The organism is Evansella sp. AB-rgal1, assembly GCF_041820985.1.
GTDB lineage: Bacteria > Bacillota > Bacilli > Bacillales > Salisediminibacteriaceae > Evansella.
In genome coordinates, this window is the sequence record NZ_JBGUAU010000050.1 from 1 (window position 1) to 17,008 (window position 17,008).

Genomic DNA, 17,008 nt, shown 5'->3' on the forward strand with positions numbered 1-17,008 from the left:
CAACAAATGAATCACCGAATAAAGTTGGTTCTAATTCACCAACAATGTCAATTTCCATAAACTCAGTGACAGTCTCCTCTTCAACAAACACAATCGCATTATGTGTGTATTCAATATCATTTCCCGTGAAAAAGATCAAACTAACAATCACCAACGAAACAAAAGTACAAAAATCAATGAAGGTAATGATATAACGCTTCGATTCCCTATCCAGTTTCCTCTCTAGAAAAGTACGAATCAGAAATAATGCGCTTAAACTACCAAAAATGTACAAGAGCATATTCAGATTTTCGAAACCAATAACTAGTGGGATAACAACAATGATGATAGCGGAAAGGAAAATTTCCAACCACATATGAAATTTATTTATTGGCCTAAAAATCCACGTCCTTTCAATACCAAGACGCTTTTCTGTAACCCTACCAACAATAGCACCAATAGTAATAAGGACAACACACAAAAAGAATAACACATTGATCCCCCCTAATTAACATCATTCATTAACTTACGTATGGAAAAACAAAGAGTTTCGCTTCTTACGTTCATTGTTGTTTTTTTAGCAAACCCAGATCAACTTGTGCAGGATATGTATATTGGTTAAACGTAAAAAAAAAGCGGCTCCAACAGGGAGACGCCAACCTAATTACATTTCAATTTGTTTTTCAATTCTATTTAATAACCGTTCATGAGTGGCTACTTTTTCTATTAAATATACGATATCCTTTCAAGGTTTCTTGTATTTTTGTGGGTAGCCTTCACAAGTGTGTATTCATCCTCAGTAGAGTGTTTTTCTAATGCTACTAACCTATTTTTAATTTCATTCAAATCTTTTTTGACTTCGCGAAATTCACTTTGTATTAATTGGGCCAGTTGAAGATTATCCATGATTAACCACCCCCCAAATTCTATGTAAAATAGAATCACTCTGATATTATACTATAGTTTCTAGACTTTGGACGAGTACTTCGTAAAAGAAATTTTCAATTACAAAAATAGAAAAAGACGCCCTTTAAAAAAGGGCGTCTTCCGTCATTTTGCCGCGAGAGACCGCACTCCACATAGTGCTGCCTAAAAGGCAGGTCAATCTCGTCTTATGCAAACTAGCTCATCGCTTGATTAGTATAACATTATATTTTATAAAAGGGAAGTAGAAAAACATGGATAATCTTTTTATGCTAGCGGGGAATGCAAAAATGGTATAATTAGGATACTGTTTTACATCATCACAAATAGTAGTGAGGGATAACTGTGGAAAAGAGATTAGATTTGGTTCCGTTTTTTGAAGGATATGTGAGAAATTATCGTAGAATGAATCTCCTAAATGATCATAACCGATCGATGATGACAAAGAGGGAAATTGATTACTTTGCTAATTTAGGTGAAATGCTTGGATTTGATTCGTTTATTGAGGATTCTAAGTTTGATAGAGAAAAAGGACGGTCTAGACCAATGGACTTATCTTGGTGGAAGTGGGATCACCGGATTGATATAGAAAACTACGCCTATTTGGCATTACATCTAGAAAGAGAGAGCCAATGGAGTAGGGATGAAGAAACGATACATAAATTGTTTTCAGAAACGGAAGAAGGGTATGTACCTCACAATGTAATCGGAATACAATATGTGAAATCAGGAGAGAGAATAAGTTACTTGAACCGTTTAGTAGAGGCTAAAAATAGTATACAAGGCTCCCATGTTCTTATGGTGTATCGTTATTATGATGAAGAATATAAATTAGAGAGAGTTTGTGGATTTTATTTTGACCAAAGCGGTATGAAAGAAGAAAGAAAAGCTATATGCAAACAAGACGAGCTTGGATACTGGTTCATGTGTTTTGAGGAAGAGTATTCATTTGTCGGAAAAAAGGAAGAAGGACTTTGATTGCTTGTTGATTGTAGTTAATGACATGAAACTTATTCATAAGTTTCCCCGTAAATAAAATATAAGTTCGATATTGGAGGTTAGGATGAAAAAACAAAAAATTTTTTGTGAAAAGTGTTCGGATCAGATAAAGAATAGACATGAATTAGTAACTACAACTATAATATTTTCCGTTACAGCTTATCATGAGCACTGTTATGCGAAAGATTTAAAGGGCCCAAAATCTTTTGTCTTAGATAACTACCCATTAAACGGATTTTCGGGTAATTTCATGTTTGTTCTATCGATTATAATAGCAATTCTATTTTTACTCTTTACCGATAACTTATGGTTAGCATTATTAACAACTATCCCAATTGGATATAGACTTTTTTCTTACTTTGTTTATGAAATACATACAACATAGTGTTCCTAAACAATATCAGTAAACGGAAAGGGGCTTTGAAGTGGAAGTAAATACGTTATTAATACTAAGCTCCCATCGTGCACTACACGGAGCAATTCCAAAGAACTTAAAGGGGTTAAAAAGTAAAATAGTCAATAAAAGTCACCTTCAATGGATATGCTATTTCGACCAAGAACCTACAGAAGAAGAGAAAGATAGGTTAAGTGATGCATGTACCGAAGTGATTGCTGACTTCCCCTTGATATCTTCCGTAGATGAGCAGTATTTATATCATCCAGAACCACTGAATATGGAAGGGTCTGTAATTGCAGGTTGGGCATTTTTTAGGTGGGAACCAAATTAATCAACTTTTTACTTTTAACAGTTTATAGAATGTTTTTACAGTATACTAGTTTTATCTGATAAATGGCTTAGACAAAATTCTAAGCTTTTTTTTTCATGTCTTTTTTAATACATAATAATTAATTTATTAATACTGCGAGAACTCCAAATGCACACCGTCTAATTCTATAGTAAGAAAAACAGCAGAGGAGAGACCATATGGATAAAAAAGAAATAATCACGGAATGGTTTCATTGTTATAGTGATGATATTTATAACTTTTTGATCTACCGTTTCGGGGATGTGGATGTGGAAGATATTGTTCAAGAAGTTTTTATTCGGGCTATGAAAGGACTTGATTCATTCGAAGGGAATGCAAATCCGAAAACATGGTTGTATAGCATTGCCCGAAATCTAGCCATCGATGAAATGAGGAGACGAACGAGACAAAAGTGGAAATCAGTTATTTCTTTTCATGAAAAACATGAACCTCGATCTGATATGTCACCTGAGGAGTTACTAGATTTGAAAGAAGAGAATAAAGAGTTTTTCGATGCAATTCAATCACTAAAAGATTCCTATCGGGATGTTTTGATATTAAGAGGAGTACAAGGGATTTCCGTAAGTGAGACAGCATCCATCCTACAATGGAGTGAAAGGAAAGTACATTCTACTTATTATCGTGCCAAACAAGCATTAGAAAAACGATTAGGAGGTATTTCCTATGAGTAAAAAAATGGAGAAGAAGCTATATTCCTTGCCGAAAGTGAAACTGGATCAGGGGAAGAAACAACGGATGCTTAATAAGATTATAAATGAAGGAAATGAAACTAGTGCTGAAAAAAGGTGGAAGAGTACGAAAGGCTTTCTCTTATCTGTGGGGGGGACGTCAGTAACTGCATTGCTTGCATTTATTATTTTTATATTACCAATTCTTGAAAACAACAGAACACCAGCTTTTCTAATGGAAGAAGATGTTAGAAATATGGAGGAGTTAGGTAAATTTGATTGGACTATCATGCTTCCGACGTATGCTCCGTTTGACATTCATGAAGTGGAGTATTCAGAATTCATAGGCGGTGAGATTAGACTAGAAGACGGGGAAGTTGTACATGTAAATGCAAATGACTTGGAACACATCTTGGGGTATATTGACTACTTCTCTCACGATGAGTCGGAAAGATTATTTCAAGTTTATCTAGGGAATCCTTATAAGCTACAGTATGAAGAAATTGATCGCTATGATGAAATAATCCAATTTGGCGATAGGTTAGAGGGGAAATATTATGAAACGACTGGTGAAAGTAGTTCTACTCAATTTTTCTCATGGGAGGAAGAAGGGTTATTAAGAGAATTTAAAGTCACTGCTAAAGAAAACGAATCATTACCCATAGAAGAAATTATTAAAATCGCTGAATCATTTATGATTTTCCAGGAAGGGGTTACCTATAATATAGAAAGAAACCCACACACAACGTTTGAGGAATTGCTTTTAGAAAGACTTAAGGATCGTGATGTGGATGGAATATCTGTATCTAGGTACGAGGATAATCGTATGAAAGATAATGTAATAGTGGAGGATGATGAGACGATTTCGAACATTCTAGCTGATTTATCTTCTGTCAAATTGGAAGAAGTACCTTTTGGGGAAATAGCGGAGGGAGAGAGAGGGGATCATACTCATACATTGAGGATAATGGCAAATGGAAGTATGGTGATAGCCATAGAAATATTTGAAAAAGGTTATTGGGATACTACTGTGTCAGGGAGCTTGTCCCATCTTGTATTAAACGAGGTTCAGTACTTGGATACCATTGAGAATGGAGATTTACATTGGCAGAGTAGGAACGATTAAATTAATGCACAAAAAGCACAATCCACCAGTAAGCTTTAACGGATTTACTTCAGGGGTGCAAACAAGCCATTCGCAAGCAAAACCACATGCATTTCACAATAGAAATCACATGTGATTTTTCTTGTTATATCAGTGTTTTATCATTAAATAGATGTGAAAATACAAAGTAATTTACAGCCCAATTCACATAGGTGGAAAATAATTATTTCCATCTTGTGAGTTGCTATGTGAATTCTAATGTGAAAGAAATGGATTTGGATATTTATGTTAAAATAAATAATGGAATATACAGACTTTGTGAAGGAATGTACTAAAAGAAGGGAGTTTAGTTGAACAAAAACAGGTAATCTTGTAAATCAGTGAGAATTTATTTATAGAAACAAATAACTCAAGGTGGGTGAAAAATGAGAATGTCAGATTATTATAAAAACCTCCGAGAAAAAGTTGGTAATAGACTGATTTTTATGCCAAGTGTAGCAGGAATTGTTAGAAACAATTTAGGAGAAATTTTATTACAAAACAAAGGTAATGGAGAAAAGTGGAGTCTTCCCGCTGGTGCAATTGAGCTTGGTGAAGCACCTGCCGAAGCAGTTGTTCGTGAAGTATGGGAAGAGACAGGATTATATGTTGTGCCAGAGAAGTTATTAGGCGTATTTGGAGGAAAAGACTTTCGTTACCAATATCCTAATGGTCATAAAGTGGAGTATAACGTTTTTATGTTTGAGTGCGTTATTCAAAGTGGTGAACTGAATCCAATAGATAACGAAACGGCTGAACTTCAATATTTTAATCCGAGTAATATGCCTGGACTTGCTTTACCTTATCCTAAAGATTTATTTTTACAAAGGGAAAATAATGAATTATATTTTCAGTGGGATGAACGGTGGTTAAAAAATCTTTCTCAAAAATAACTATTCCTTGTTGCACAGAGGGAGAGCGTTAGCATAAGAAGCTGTCGCTACTTTTATAGATGAAACTGGCAGGATAGTGAAAGAGCGATGATTAACTGATGTTCAACAAACGAGACAGATTTCGAAATAAGATAACTGGACTTTTTAATATATATTTGTAGACATACGTTCATCTTATAATGGAGGTAAAGTTATGTGGATAGGATTAGGACTAATAGCTATAGTAGCAACTTTTATGAATCTTTATATGTATGGAGCAGGTAAAGATTATAAATTGGCAATGGCAATGGGATTATCATTTACAGCACTAACACTTGTTGCACAATACAGCATGGTTTCAAATTGGGTAAAGGTGGAAGATTGGTCTGCTTTATTAGATGTAGTGCCTACGATGGAAACAGCGTTATGGGTTTTGACGATTATATCGATTTTATTAAATATAACTCCTACGCTTTTAGAGCTAAAAAACAAAAAATAATTACTTATGTTCCATCATTTATATAATCTGCATGTAATGTGTAAATCATTATGTATAACAAACGGGTTCATTCGCATCATAAATTGTCTTTGTGTGGCGAACGGAGAATACTTCAATAATCAAATGTAAATATCACCCTTCACCAATAATTGTAAAGCCTGATTCTACTGTTCATTCATCCATGGTACTTAGTGTTGAGGAAAGTGGTGAAATAACAAGTGAGTTGGTAAAAAATATAAAAACAAAAGAAATTATTGCAATAAAGGGAATCTTTAAATTAGTATTTGCTATTAAACTAACGAGTGGCATTTCTGCAATATGGCAGGAGTGCTTTTTCTATACCAATAAAAAGGAAATTAATGTTAAACTAGAGGAGCACTTAGTTGAAAAACAGTGACCTGGATGGAAGGATGGGGAAAATGAACAGCGATACGTTGGTTTTAATTACAGATAGATTAAATAAAACAAAATCAAGATGGGGCATAGGGGGTTCTATGCTTTTGAATCAGTACGGATTAATTGATATTGTTAATGATTTAGATATTATTGTTGATACGTCTGATATAGAAGTAGTTTTAAACGAACTTAGGCTATTAGGAACTGAGAGGAATGTAGAACCACTAGATCCTTATCAAACTACATTCTAACTATGAATTTAACATTATGGATGTATCAATGGATGTTATGGGTGAATTTAAAATAAAGCATGATCATGGAGTATATGTTCTTCCATTTCAAGAACATAGCGTTACATTTCATTTTGTAAAGGGTGTAAAGGTGCCGTTTTGTAAGCTAGAAGACTGGTATATCCTATATCAACTAATACCAGATAGGGAAGAGAAGGTCAAAAAAATCGAAAATTACTTAACGCGAACTGGTTTTGATCATACTGAATTGCTTCAACGGTCATTAGCAAATTCTCTCCCGGAAAAAGTAAAAGTAAGAATTCAAAAATTATTAGCTAATGTTGAATAGTGAGAATTGAGCACTGTTCTAGTAAACTAGCTAATAGAAGCTCGGTGCTTATTGCGTAAACAATTAGCTTTCCCCTTGAATAGGGAACCGCACTCCTTGTTTACTATAGGAGCAGGATACTTCAACAAGAAAGATTTTTATGGAGAGAGGTGTTTTATGGATAAGGTAGCCATTATAGGTGGCACAGGGAAAGTTGGTCGTTATATTGCGAATAAAGCGTTACAAAAAGGTTACCAGGTTCGTATGCTAGTAAGGAATCCTGAAAAATCATCATACATAGATAATGGAATAGAAATAGTAAAAGGGGAAATACAGAATTTAGAAACTATCAAAAAACTAATAAAAGGGTGTAATATTGTCGTTAATACCTTTGGTCAACCTGTTAGAGCTACACCTATGTATAGTGAATTGACTAAGAATTTACTTGTTTTGATGAAAGAAGTAAATATTAGACGTTACATAGGTGTTTCTGGTGGTTCTCTCACAATTGAGGGAGACAGAAAGAACTTTACAAATATATTTGCTGCAAAGGTGTTTGAAGTTTTCTTTAGTAAAATGATGAGAGATAAGAAAAGAGAATGGGAAATATTATTTAACAATAAAGAGATCAATTGGACTTTAATAAGATTGCCCTTTGTAGTAGAAGGTGCAGAGATAGGCAGTATAAAAGAAAGTGTCACTGATATGCCTGGTAGAAAAATACAGAATCAAGACATTGCTACATTTATTATCAATCAAATTGAAAGTTCAAAGTATATACATAAATCACCTTTTATTTCAAATTGATAAGTTTCTTAATAAAGTAACGGGTGCGATACTGTTGTGTTACGAAAGGGGAGTAATGTTCAACAAGAAGGTATTTTACGATTTAACTTACTTGGTGGTTATCATGACAAGGAAAATAATGTTACTTATCGTTCTTTTGATTGCAATTATTGGCGTTATGCTCTATTTCTTAGATGAAAGTCAGAAGACAAACAATAGCTATCATCGCTTAAATGAGTTGGTTTTATATGTAGAATTTAAACAATATATAAATAATTTATACTATATATCAGACACTATGGAACTATTTGATGAGGACTTTACTGAAAGAGAAAAAGAACTATATCGTCAATCTTTAAACAATACTCATTTAAATTTAAATAGTTTAAGTTTAAGTTTAAGTTTATATTACCTTTCAGATAATATTTATGAGGAAGGATACAGGTACCTTGGGGATACAATGAGAACTGTTAATACACAACTTCAAAAAGTGAAGAATATCGATGATAAACAAAAGAATCAAGCAATAATAAATGTTCTAGAACAATACTACGCTGAACTCGTATCTTTTAGTTATGAAGAAGTAACAACGGAACAAGGTATTGATGAAATTACAAATATTTTAAATCAATTAAGAGAAGACGTTGAAATGGTATTGAACGAGAGTTAATTCATATTCAAGTAACAGGTGCGATCATATTATAAGGTTAACCAGAAGAGACTGGTTGACCTTTTTTATATAGGACCTATGATATCAGTAGGACGAACGGGTTAGCATCATAAAAGAAACCTAGTTCACACATTATACGTCTAATATTAAAAGGGAGAGATTTTATGAAGAGATATTTTTGTTTACTATTCTGCATAGCAATGAGCTTAATACTTTTATCAGGGTGCGGAAGTTCTAATAATAGCACTGAAGGAACTGACTGGGAACCTACATTATATGAAACTATCAATAACCTTGATGGAGTAGAGATGATTGTTAAAGAGGGAACGGTCTCCACTACTGGATTGACAGTAATATTTGAGAATAACTCTGTCAAAGAATGTATTTATGGTGAATACTTTGTATTGGAAAAGAAAATGGAAGGTAGATGGTATCAAATTCCAGTTGCCCAAGAGGGTGATTTTGATGATATTGGCTATGAATTGGCTTCTTCAGATGTTAGGGAATGGACAATTGATTGGAATTGGCTCTATGGAGGTTTAGATACTGGTGATTACCGCATAGTGAAAGATATACTCGACTTTAGAAAGGCAGGGGACTTTGATAAGTATTATTTGACAGCGGAGTTCACAATTGATTAGAAAAGAATTAGTTATTGAACGAAGATTGTGAAAGAGTGTTCTTGAAGTAACGGGGATAGTTAAATTGTTAAAAGGAGAAGTAAAAGTTAGCTATTATATTGGCCGAACGGGTGCAAATGCTTAATGAGCAAATGAAAAATGAACTATCTGAATTAGAAAAGAAGATCGGCGAAGAAAAAGAAGCATTAAGGACAACAATGAATGTAGCCTTTGATCTTTTCACTGCAATAAATAATAAGGACTTTGACTATATTACATCAATTTCTTCTTCGAACGTTCAAGTGAATGAGGAAGAAAGTATTATCTATTCCAACGATAATAGTTATAAAATTGACCATATGAACTATACCTTAGAAATTCTAGAATATCGTTATCATCATATGGAAAATGAGAAACTGACAATTGGTTTTGCGATTTATTTTTCTGAGGGACATTATACCATTAACTTTGGATTTATTAAGTATAATGGACAATGGCTACTTGACTATTTAGTGTTCGATGTTTAGAGATTTATTTCTAAATATTTATTTAGTGCTATGGTTAACATCTGTTGATTTAACTATTAGTAATAGGGGGAATATAAAATGAAAAAGGCTTTATTGCTAGTTTTATCTATATGTATCATATTTGTTCTCTTTGGTTGTAATAATGAGGTACCTTCTGAAGATGGACTTTCGAGTTTGCAAGAGGAAAACGAAAAACTAAAAGAGAAAAATATTGTTTTAGAAGAAGAGATTATCACTTATAAAGAAAGAATGGAAGAACTTGAACAATCACAAAATTCTCCAATACCTGATACAACAGAAACTAATGATGATATTAGAAATCTTTTATTTGTGGGTCAAAAACGTTTCTTCCATGTTTCTAGCGGTGGAGATATGAAAGATTACGAAACGTTTGATTATAATGGTAAGGAATACAGGTTTCTAGGGGAGGATTTGGACCAAAAAGATAAACTAACCCAATATTTAGAAGAAGCTTATACATTACAGGCTGTTAATGAAATTCTAAATAAATTAAAGATTATAGAACTTAATGATAAAATGGCACAACCAGATGCTGATTTCGGGAGCATCTTAGAGTGGAGAAAAGTTAACTATCAAGGCATAGAATTAGATAAGACGACAATAATTTTAAATCTTCATGTACCACTTGGAGATACAGGACAATTCGAAGAAGAGAGAGTAGAACTTAAATATATAGAAGGGATAGGGTGGCGAATTAACTCACTTCTATATTTAAATAATAAGTAGTTTTTAATTAAGATAGACATCGCTTCTTCAACTATCTGCTCGTTAGTAAAAATACGAGTTGCCATGTTGCAGCTCTTTTTTTGTACCTACAAATTGGGGAATTATGTTAAACGAAACATGGGGTTTACTTCAATTAAAATTTATTCGAAATAAATATTTTTTTGGGAGGATTTTCTATGAATTCTATTACGATGTTATCTATCTTTTTGTTTATTGTTGGGATATTTATTCTTTATATAGTTATTGAAACGGCAGTTAGGAGAGGGAGTAACGCTTCCATATTAGGTCAATTTATTGAGAAAAAGTATGGAATTAAAGAAGAGAAAAAATCATTTCTTGATGATGATTTAGAGAAAGATTAGAAAAAACTTGTTAAAGTAACGGTTTCAGTTTCTGCAATAAGCAGAGACGCTTTTTTACATATTTATACCAAATAAAAGGGGATTAGTGGTAACCTTAAAATAGAGTAAAGAAGATAGTGAAGTAATGGGGAGAATACTAAACATTGAAGGGAGGTCACTATGTCAGAAAACAATAAGCATAATGAGTTAAAAAAGGACAATAATGACTCAGGGAACAAAAGAGGATGGAAAATATTTGATGCCATATTTTCTGCTGGAATATTTAGGGTGTTTTACGAAAGCGAAAAAGCAAGGAAAGAAAATGATGACAAAAAGTTTAAGCAAATGATATATGGTTCGGTTTTTGGGCTTTTATTTTTTGTATTGTTTATGACAGTCGCTATTATGCTTTCAAACTAGCTAATCGTCCGATTCAAATTCTTCTTCAACTAAAGGATACGTATGAGGAATAAACAGGCGTTGTCGAAACGGTGCGAACAGGGAGAATTGTTGAAAAAACTCAAATGTTTGTTAGTATGTTTTTTTATAGGATGTAAGCATGAATAAGGGGAGAAGGAAATGTTTGCTCTATTATTTTTAGGGATTTATTTTGTAGTAATAGGTATTGTAGAACATTATGCAAGAAATCCAAATTTGTTTATTTCTGAAGCAACTATACAGAGTATTTCTGAAGAGAACTTGCCAAACTATTTGAAAAGGGCTGGGAAAATACACATCTTTCTTGGTATTTTTATTGCAATAATGGGACAAATAGAGTACTGGTATAATCCAGAACTATGGATTTTTATTATGACAAACATCATATTAGCATTTGGTTACTTAGGGTTAATATTTTACTTAAATAAAAAATACTCGGGTAACTATAAATTACGACGATTATAGCAAAATACCCAATCATGTCTGTTAAACAAACGGGTAGCGTTCATCATAAGCTGTCGTTGCCTTTGTGGTGCGAACGGGAAGAATCCTTTAATAATGGATTCATGTAAGAATGCTACATATAAACTATTTGAATCTATTTTCTTCATTTTTAAGGAGGGTTTTTATGGAGGGAAATTGGATAAAAAACGACGAAGTAGAACTACATTATATTGATAGTAATCCTAATAATAGCAAAGATATTCCTCTATTGATTAGTCTTGGATTGTCTGAACCAGCAGAAAATTATATTAAATTTATGACATCACTTTTGCCGAGACGCTGTATTGCTTTTTCCCATCGTGGTCGAGGAAAAAGTAGTTCACCAGATAACGGTTATACTTTAGAACTTTATGTTAGAGATATTGAAGCTATTATTAAGTAATTTAAGTTTAAAGAAGAGGGGAGAAAGTTTTATTCTGTAGTATCAACAAGTTGGTCCGTCTTTCTTATTGAAAAAGCAGCTCATTTAAGCAGTCATCTTTGAAAAAAGGAGTTAATAATTAGATATGGATGTTAAGCTCAATGAAGTATTAAACAAATTAAATTTTGAAAATATAAAGTCGGAACAGATAAACAAGGTTGGTGAAGGTGCTTGGCATACTGTTTATAAGGTGGGAGGGATAAATGACCAAGACCTTGTTATACGAATAAAAAAGAAAGAAGCTTACGGTGAAATCCAACCAATTGATGAGTATGAGTTAAAAACCGAATATGAGTCAACTAGAGCCTATTACCAACACGCAAATAACAGCTGTCGAGATATTTGCCCAAACTACTTTCAGTATTTTATAGATGAAGATATAGTATTTACAGTGGAAACTTATATGGGAAGTGGAAAGGATTTATCGTTACTCAATACATTTGAGGCAAATTCCTATGGTGAAAAATTAGGTATAGCTTTTAATAATATACACAGTAAAAAAATATCCATGAAAGGTTTCGGGAGGTTAGATTGGAACGGGGAGTTTTTACAAGGAAGTAATCTGAAAAAAATTGATGAAATATGGGAGGAAGATAATAACTATTACTTATCAGCTTTGAATAATCTTATTAATTCTAAATTGATTTTTAACAAAGACAAAGTTAATAAGTATATTACATTTTTGATTGAAAATAGAAGAAAAAAGATTCAAGAAATCTCACTAGTAAATCAAGACATTACACCAGAAAATTTAATTTTGAATCTTGATAAAATCGCCATTATTGACCCATTTCCAAAATTAGATTTTGATGTGAAATATGCAGCTTACTTTGTTTTTTGTTACAAATTTCTTTTGCCTGCTTTTTCAAATGCACCAAGATATTTAAATAATGCATATAATGAGGAAATTAGTACCCTTTATGAAATAGCTGATGGATTTATACAAGGATACTGTTATAATAATAGCCATGAATTTACAATTCAAAATAAGAGATTAATGGATGAATATACTTTATGGATGTTACAAGAAGCCAATGAGCATGTTGAAATATTAAATAAAGATACTCTAAATAATAAAACAATTCAACAGATGGGGAATAGAGAAATTATTAATTCAAGGTTAGACTTATGTTTGGAAGAATTAGAAAAATTATGTTCAGAATCTTAGAGGTATTGTGAATCTATACACTTAAATAAACGGGTAAGCGTTAGTAAAATTTCGAGTTGCAAAGTTGTAGCTCTTTTTTTGTATCTATGAATTGGAAAATGATGTTAAACTAAATGGCAGAGTCCTGAAGTAAGGAGTTAACATTATTTAACTAGTGGCGTGCATAGTTAAAGAAAATTGGAAAAAGGAATTAGAGCTTTAAAGTTAAAGGGGGGAATTTATTTGTTTATAGAACTTACAATGATTACTATTTTAGTAATACCGATAACAATACTTATTATCCAAAGCCTAATTGACCGCTCAATAAAAATATTTAAAGAAACGGAGTATGAACTTAAAATAAAAGAACTTGAAAGTAAAATAGAAAAATTAGAAAAGCAAATTTTTCTATAATTACTTTCTTTTAATTCGCTAACGGAGTGCGTTCGATAAGTAAATATAGAGACAATGGCACGAAGATTCGTGCCATTGTCATATGTAAATGATACTGTGATTTTAGTTGTGAAAGATGTCTGATTTAACGTGTGAATATGTCTGTGTTTTTAAGTTTTGCACCTCTGAAGAAAACCCTTTAGTATAGCTTAGATTGCGCTTTTCTTAGCGTACTACTCCGAAATCTCATCCAACGTTTTCTCGAAACTAGGTGCAAAGTGTGTAAGGAAATAGTCAATTTCCGGCATGGATATTTCTTTTAATTTGCTTTCTATCTGTTCTTTTGCAATAGCAAACTCTCTGTTACCAGCAGTTAGTTCCATGACGCATTTTAAATAAGCGTCTAATAAATCAGCTGCTTTAATGTAAGGGGAAAGCTCTTCGTTTCCAGTCTCTCCGATGAGATTTTCATATACAGACTTAAGATCTGTTGGTGCTTGTTTAATTAATCTTTCAGCTGCCAACTTTTCAATATCTCGAAAGTTCTTAAGAATATCCTTGTTATGATGCTTAACGGGAGTTGGAATGTCCCCTGTATACACTTCTGTTACATCATGAAATAACGATAATGTTACTGCTTTCTCAGTATTGATGTTCTTATGAAATACTTCATTGGCTATTGTACAAAGACAATGTGTGATAAGTGTTACTTGAAACGTGTGCTCTGCCACGTTTTCTTTCATCACATTTCTCATTAAACTCCACCGTTCAATGTACTTTAACCGATAAAGATTTGCTAATAAATGGCTTTCCATAATTCACTTCCTTTGAGGCTTTCTATTTCCTGTTAAATAGTACAACACAAGTAGGAGAAGAATCAACTTAGAACAACAAGAAAAAGCGATGATACCAGAACTCATCGCCTAATTTATAGGTTAGAAATGAAATTGAATATTTAAAATCCTAAAGCATTTCTAACTTTCAGTACATGGCTTTGGCTTATTGTCAGTCGTTGGTCTAAATGTTTCAATTGGACTTCTAAATTGGAAGCCATATCACGAGAGATCTGATTAATAGAAGAAATATTAACGATAAAAGAACGATGGATACGAATGAAGTAGTCGGGGAGACGGTACTCCAGTGTTTTTAACGGAAATTTAGAACTATAATGGCCATCTTTTGTGTAAAAAATTGTTTTCTTTTGATGACTTTCAATATAAATAATATCTTCAACAGGAATAGGAATCCATACTTCATCTCTTCTTCCCACGATAAAAGAGAAGGGTTTCAGCTTTTCTTGAGAATATTCTGGAGGGAGAATTACCGTTAATGCACCTTGAAATCCTAACTCAGGATCCTCAATGGGATAACCTACTCCATAATAAGGTACACCAAACACCGATTTATCAACGAGAGATTCTACTTTCTTTTTATGTAGATATACACGCTCTGTTATACTCCCAGAAGGAATCGATTGTCCTTGATGAATGCGAATATCATGGTTTCCTGGGATGTAGGATATATACTGATCTCCAGCAGCAATTGCTATAGAAGCTTCTTTCGGAATCCAATCTTCAATGAATTGAGAAAACTGACGTACCACATTACTTTCCAAGTATCCTCATCCTCTCAAGACTATTATGAATTTTTAGACTAATCAATCTCATTTCCATTTTATCTATCTATATTGTATTCTGTCAATTTTTTAACAAAAAGAATTCTATGTATTTTACAATGAAAACTATATATTCGGTTTCTATAGTGTTAATAGTGGAATCGGTAGGTACGTATTTTGAAGTGATCAGATTATCTTTTAATATGTAAAAATGTAAGCGCTTTAAATTAATGTAGGAAACAAAATTTGAGTGCAATAACTAAGGAGGTAACGTGATGATATCTAAAACACTTGCAGCGAAAAAAGGGAATAGTAATTTGGGAGATTACAAGAAAGTATACAATTCCTTTGATTGGAGCGAAGTTGAACAACAGTTTTCATGGCACGAAACAGGTCTTGTAAACATGGGATATGAAGTCATCGACCGCCACGCTGAGTCTGGGAAACAAGATTCTATTGCATTACATTATTCTGATCAAAACCGGAAAGAAGACTATACGTTTCAAGAAATGAAAGAGTTATCAAATAAGGCAGGAAATGTTCTAAAAAACAACGGAGTACAAAAGGGAGATCGAGTATTTATTTTCATGCCCCGTTCCCCAGAGCTTTATTTTGCATTACTTGGAACGATTAAATTAGGTGCTATCGTTGGTCCTCTATTTGAAGCGTTTATGGAAGGTGCTGTAAAAGATCGCTTAGAGGATAGTGGTGCAAAGGTTCTAGTTACAACTCCTTCCTTATTAGAGCGAGTTCCTATCGAGGATCTTCCAGAGCTAGAAAAGGTACTTTTGATTGGAAACGACGTAAAAGAAGAGGGGAAGATTGTTGATTTTTACGATCAATTTGATACTGCAAGTAGAGAGTTAGATATTGAGTGGGTGGATCGAGAGGATGGTCTCATTCTTCATTATACTTCTGGGTCAACAGGAAAACCAAAAGGGGTTTTACATGTTCATAATGCCATGATTCAGCACTATCAAACAGCTAAATGGGTGCTCGATTTAAAAGAAAACGATGTGTATTGGTGTACGGCAGATCCAGGTTGGGTAACCGGTACTTCGTACGGGATTTTTGGACCTTGGCTTGTAGGGGTTACGAATGTCATCCGTGGAGGAAGGTTTAGCCCAGACGATTGGTATCAAACTATTGAAGATAATAAGGTCACTGTATGGTATAGTGCTCCAACTGCATTTCGTATGCTCATGAGTGCAGGAAAAAGAGTACTGGAAAAATATGATCTTTCCTCGTTACGACATGTGTTAAGTGTTGGAGAACCACTAAATCCTGAAGTGGTTCGTTGGGGAATGGATGTCATGAATCAACGAATTCACGATACATGGTGGATGACGGAAACGGGAGCACAACTCATCTGTAATTACCCTAGCATGGAAATTAAGCCAGGATCTATGGGGAAACCCATTCCAGGAGTGGTGGCCGCAATTGTGGACGACAATGGGAAAGAGCTTCCACCTAATTCTATGGGGAACCTTGCAATAAAAAAAGGTTGGCCCTCCATGATGAGAGCGATCTGGAATCGACAAGAAAAATATGAGTCCTATTTCCTTGCGGGAGATTGGTATGTATCAGGAGACTCTGCTTATATGGACGAAGATGGATACTTCTGGTTCCAAGGACGTGTGGACGATGTAATCATGACAGCTGGAGAGCGAATTGGACCATTTGAGGTGGAAAGTAAATTAGTTGAACACCCAGCAGTAGCAGAAGCTGGTGTTATCGGCAAACCAGATCCTGTCCGAGGAGAAATTATCAAAGCGTTTGTAGCTTTAAGAGAAGGATATGAATTAAGCGAAGAGCTTGAAGAGGATATTCGTAATTTTGTGAAAAAGGGATTAGCAGCGCACGCCGCACCAAGAGAAATTGAATTCAAAAAGTCTCTACCAAAAACGAGAAGTGGAAAAATCATGAGAAGAGTTCTAAAAGCTTGGGAACTTGATCTACCAACTGGGGATTTATCAACAATGGAAGATTAATA

At 33.6% G+C, this 17,008-nt stretch carries 25 protein-coding genes; 21 read left to right on the forward strand and 4 right to left on the reverse strand.

Annotated elements, in window-relative coordinates; genetic code table 11:
- A partial coding sequence (locus tag ACERII_RS24600) for a DUF4181 domain-containing protein (protein WP_373645618.1) occupies positions 1-472 on the reverse strand: 472 nt, incomplete at its 3' end.
- A 233-nt stretch (positions 473-705) separates the two neighbouring features.
- Complete coding sequence (locus ACERII_RS24605) at positions 706-885, reverse strand: hypothetical protein (protein ID WP_373645619.1); 180 nt, start codon at positions 883-885, stop codon at positions 706-708.
- 363 nt (positions 886-1,248) lie between these two features.
- Between ACERII_RS24605 and ACERII_RS24610 the strand changes: the two genes are divergently transcribed.
- From ACERII_RS24610 to ACERII_RS24705, 20 genes are all read left to right on the forward strand, one after another.
- Positions 1,249-1,881 (forward strand): hypothetical protein, encoded by a 633-nt coding sequence (locus tag ACERII_RS24610; protein ID WP_373645620.1) that lies wholly within the window; start codon positions 1,249-1,251, stop codon positions 1,879-1,881.
- 85 nt (positions 1,882-1,966) lie between these two features.
- On the forward strand, positions 1,967-2,287 hold the full coding sequence (locus ACERII_RS24615) for a hypothetical protein (protein ID WP_373645621.1): 321 nt from the start codon (positions 1,967-1,969) through the stop codon (positions 2,285-2,287).
- A 40-nt stretch (positions 2,288-2,327) separates the two neighbouring features.
- Positions 2,328-2,630: a MafI2 family immunity protein gene (locus ACERII_RS24620; protein ID WP_373645622.1), complete on the forward strand. Its 303-nt coding sequence runs from the start codon at positions 2,328-2,330 to the stop codon at positions 2,628-2,630.
- Positions 2,631-2,827: 197 nt separating this feature from the next.
- On the forward strand, positions 2,828-3,340 hold the full coding sequence (locus ACERII_RS24625) for an RNA polymerase sigma factor (protein ID WP_373645623.1): 513 nt from the start codon (positions 2,828-2,830) through the stop codon (positions 3,338-3,340).
- On the forward strand, positions 3,333-4,463 hold the full coding sequence (locus ACERII_RS24630; RefSeq protein WP_373645624.1) for a hypothetical protein: 1,131 nt from the start codon (positions 3,333-3,335) through the stop codon (positions 4,461-4,463). The genes ACERII_RS24625 and ACERII_RS24630 overlap by 8 nt, the downstream gene beginning before the upstream one ends.
- A 404-nt stretch (positions 4,464-4,867) precedes the next feature.
- Entirely contained in the window at positions 4,868-5,374 is a 507-nt protein-coding gene (locus ACERII_RS24635; RefSeq protein WP_373645625.1) for an NUDIX hydrolase, read from the forward strand.
- A gap of 193 nt (positions 5,375-5,567) precedes the next feature.
- Positions 5,568-5,852 carry a hypothetical protein gene (locus ACERII_RS24640; RefSeq protein ID WP_373645626.1) on the forward strand — a complete coding sequence of 95 codons (285 nt, stop codon included), beginning with the start codon at positions 5,568-5,570 and terminating at the stop codon, positions 5,850-5,852.
- A 383-nt stretch (positions 5,853-6,235) separates the two neighbouring features.
- Positions 6,236-6,499 carry a hypothetical protein gene (locus ACERII_RS24645; RefSeq protein WP_373645627.1) on the forward strand — a complete coding sequence of 88 codons (264 nt, stop codon included), beginning with the start codon at positions 6,236-6,238 and terminating at the stop codon, positions 6,497-6,499.
- Between the two features lie 28 nt (positions 6,500-6,527).
- Positions 6,528-6,827, forward strand: coding sequence for a hypothetical protein (locus tag ACERII_RS24650; RefSeq protein WP_373645628.1), 300 nt, complete (start codon positions 6,528-6,530; stop codon positions 6,825-6,827).
- 156 nt (positions 6,828-6,983) lie between these two features.
- Positions 6,984-7,613, forward strand: coding sequence for an NAD(P)H-binding protein (locus ACERII_RS24655; RefSeq protein ID WP_373645629.1), 630 nt, complete (start codon positions 6,984-6,986; stop codon positions 7,611-7,613).
- A gap of 103 nt (positions 7,614-7,716) precedes the next feature.
- The gene (locus ACERII_RS24660; protein WP_373645630.1) at positions 7,717-8,262 is read left to right on the forward strand and encodes a hypothetical protein; all 546 of its coding nucleotides are present in this window, start codon (positions 7,717-7,719) and stop codon (positions 8,260-8,262) included.
- 164 nt (positions 8,263-8,426) lie between these two features.
- The gene (locus ACERII_RS24665) at positions 8,427-8,903 is read left to right on the forward strand and encodes an immunoglobulin-like domain-containing protein (RefSeq protein ID WP_373645631.1); all 477 of its coding nucleotides are present in this window, start codon (positions 8,427-8,429) and stop codon (positions 8,901-8,903) included.
- A 116-nt stretch (positions 8,904-9,019) separates the two neighbouring features.
- Complete coding sequence (locus ACERII_RS24670) at positions 9,020-9,409, forward strand: hypothetical protein (RefSeq protein WP_373645632.1); 390 nt, start codon at positions 9,020-9,022, stop codon at positions 9,407-9,409.
- 78 nt (positions 9,410-9,487) lie between these two features.
- Positions 9,488-10,156: a DL-endopeptidase inhibitor IseA family protein gene (locus ACERII_RS24675; protein WP_373645633.1), complete on the forward strand. Its 669-nt coding sequence runs from the start codon at positions 9,488-9,490 to the stop codon at positions 10,154-10,156.
- A gap of 176 nt (positions 10,157-10,332) precedes the next feature.
- Positions 10,333-10,518: a hypothetical protein gene (locus ACERII_RS24680; RefSeq protein ID WP_373645634.1), complete on the forward strand. Its 186-nt coding sequence runs from the start codon at positions 10,333-10,335 to the stop codon at positions 10,516-10,518.
- 159 nt (positions 10,519-10,677) lie between these two features.
- The gene (locus ACERII_RS24685; protein ID WP_373645635.1) at positions 10,678-10,917 is read left to right on the forward strand and encodes a hypothetical protein; all 240 of its coding nucleotides are present in this window, start codon (positions 10,678-10,680) and stop codon (positions 10,915-10,917) included.
- A gap of 159 nt (positions 10,918-11,076) precedes the next feature.
- Positions 11,077-11,400 (forward strand): hypothetical protein, encoded by a 324-nt coding sequence (locus tag ACERII_RS24690; RefSeq protein WP_373645636.1) that lies wholly within the window; start codon positions 11,077-11,079, stop codon positions 11,398-11,400.
- A 163-nt stretch (positions 11,401-11,563) separates the two neighbouring features.
- Positions 11,564-11,821, forward strand: coding sequence for an alpha/beta fold hydrolase (locus ACERII_RS24695; RefSeq protein ID WP_373645637.1), 258 nt, complete (start codon positions 11,564-11,566; stop codon positions 11,819-11,821).
- Positions 11,822-11,945: 124 nt separating this feature from the next.
- Positions 11,946-13,028, forward strand: coding sequence for a hypothetical protein (locus ACERII_RS24700; RefSeq protein ID WP_373645638.1), 1,083 nt, complete (start codon positions 11,946-11,948; stop codon positions 13,026-13,028).
- Between the two features lie 222 nt (positions 13,029-13,250).
- Positions 13,251-13,421 carry a hypothetical protein gene (locus ACERII_RS24705; protein WP_373645639.1) on the forward strand — a complete coding sequence of 57 codons (171 nt, stop codon included), beginning with the start codon at positions 13,251-13,253 and terminating at the stop codon, positions 13,419-13,421.
- A gap of 212 nt (positions 13,422-13,633) precedes the next feature.
- On the opposite strand, the gene yfbR is transcribed toward ACERII_RS24705, so the two are convergent.
- Both yfbR and ACERII_RS24715 read right to left on the reverse strand, forming a co-directional pair.
- Complete coding sequence (yfbR, locus tag ACERII_RS24710; protein ID WP_373645640.1) at positions 13,634-14,215, reverse strand: 5'-deoxynucleotidase; 582 nt, start codon at positions 14,213-14,215, stop codon at positions 13,634-13,636.
- A 140-nt stretch (positions 14,216-14,355) separates the two neighbouring features.
- Complete coding sequence (locus tag ACERII_RS24715; RefSeq protein ID WP_373645641.1) at positions 14,356-15,015, reverse strand: LytR/AlgR family response regulator transcription factor; 660 nt, start codon at positions 15,013-15,015, stop codon at positions 14,356-14,358.
- Between the two features lie 275 nt (positions 15,016-15,290).
- On the opposite strand from ACERII_RS24715, the gene acsA reads away from it, so the two are divergent.
- The gene (acsA, locus tag ACERII_RS24720; protein ID WP_373645642.1) at positions 15,291-17,006 is read left to right on the forward strand and encodes an acetate--CoA ligase; all 1,716 of its coding nucleotides are present in this window, start codon (positions 15,291-15,293) and stop codon (positions 17,004-17,006) included.
- The last annotated feature ends 2 nt before the right edge of the window (positions 17,007-17,008 follow it).

What these genes read in the sequence shown, in the direction of transcription:
- ACERII_RS24605 (WP_373645619.1), bottom strand. Translation starts at nt 885, where the DNA reads ATGGATAATCTTCAACTGGCCCAATTAATACAAAGTGAATTTCGCGAA.
- ACERII_RS24615 (WP_373645621.1), top strand. Translation starts at nt 1,967, where the DNA reads ATGAAAAAACAAAAAATTTTTTGTGAAAAGTGTTCGGATCAGATAAAG.
- ACERII_RS24625 (WP_373645623.1), top strand. Translation starts at nt 2,828, where the DNA reads ATGGATAAAAAAGAAATAATCACGGAATGGTTTCATTGTTATAGTGAT.
- ACERII_RS24630 (WP_373645624.1), top strand. Translation starts at nt 3,333, where the DNA reads ATGAGTAAAAAAATGGAGAAGAAGCTATATTCCTTGCCGAAAGTGAAA.
- ACERII_RS24635 (WP_373645625.1), top strand. Translation starts at nt 4,868, where the DNA reads ATGAGAATGTCAGATTATTATAAAAACCTCCGAGAAAAAGTTGGTAAT.
- ACERII_RS24640 (WP_373645626.1), top strand. Translation starts at nt 5,568, where the DNA reads ATGTGGATAGGATTAGGACTAATAGCTATAGTAGCAACTTTTATGAAT.
- ACERII_RS24650 (WP_373645628.1), top strand. Translation starts at nt 6,528, where the DNA reads ATGGATGTTATGGGTGAATTTAAAATAAAGCATGATCATGGAGTATAT.
- ACERII_RS24655 (WP_373645629.1), top strand. Translation starts at nt 6,984, where the DNA reads ATGGATAAGGTAGCCATTATAGGTGGCACAGGGAAAGTTGGTCGTTAT.
- ACERII_RS24660 (WP_373645630.1), top strand. Translation starts at nt 7,717, where the DNA reads ATGACAAGGAAAATAATGTTACTTATCGTTCTTTTGATTGCAATTATT.
- ACERII_RS24665 (WP_373645631.1), top strand. Translation starts at nt 8,427, where the DNA reads ATGAAGAGATATTTTTGTTTACTATTCTGCATAGCAATGAGCTTAATA.
- ACERII_RS24670 (WP_373645632.1), top strand. Translation starts at nt 9,020, where the DNA reads ATGCTTAATGAGCAAATGAAAAATGAACTATCTGAATTAGAAAAGAAG.
- ACERII_RS24675 (WP_373645633.1), top strand. Translation starts at nt 9,488, where the DNA reads ATGAAAAAGGCTTTATTGCTAGTTTTATCTATATGTATCATATTTGTT.
- ACERII_RS24680 (WP_373645634.1), top strand. Translation starts at nt 10,333, where the DNA reads ATGAATTCTATTACGATGTTATCTATCTTTTTGTTTATTGTTGGGATA.
- ACERII_RS24685 (WP_373645635.1), top strand. Translation starts at nt 10,678, where the DNA reads ATGTCAGAAAACAATAAGCATAATGAGTTAAAAAAGGACAATAATGAC.
- ACERII_RS24690 (WP_373645636.1), top strand. Translation starts at nt 11,077, where the DNA reads ATGTTTGCTCTATTATTTTTAGGGATTTATTTTGTAGTAATAGGTATT.
- ACERII_RS24695 (WP_373645637.1), top strand. Translation starts at nt 11,564, where the DNA reads ATGGAGGGAAATTGGATAAAAAACGACGAAGTAGAACTACATTATATT.
- ACERII_RS24700 (WP_373645638.1), top strand. Translation starts at nt 11,946, where the DNA reads ATGGATGTTAAGCTCAATGAAGTATTAAACAAATTAAATTTTGAAAAT.
- yfbR (WP_373645640.1), bottom strand. Translation starts at nt 14,215, where the DNA reads ATGGAAAGCCATTTATTAGCAAATCTTTATCGGTTAAAGTACATTGAA.
- acsA (WP_373645642.1), top strand. Translation starts at nt 15,291, where the DNA reads ATGATATCTAAAACACTTGCAGCGAAAAAAGGGAATAGTAATTTGGGA.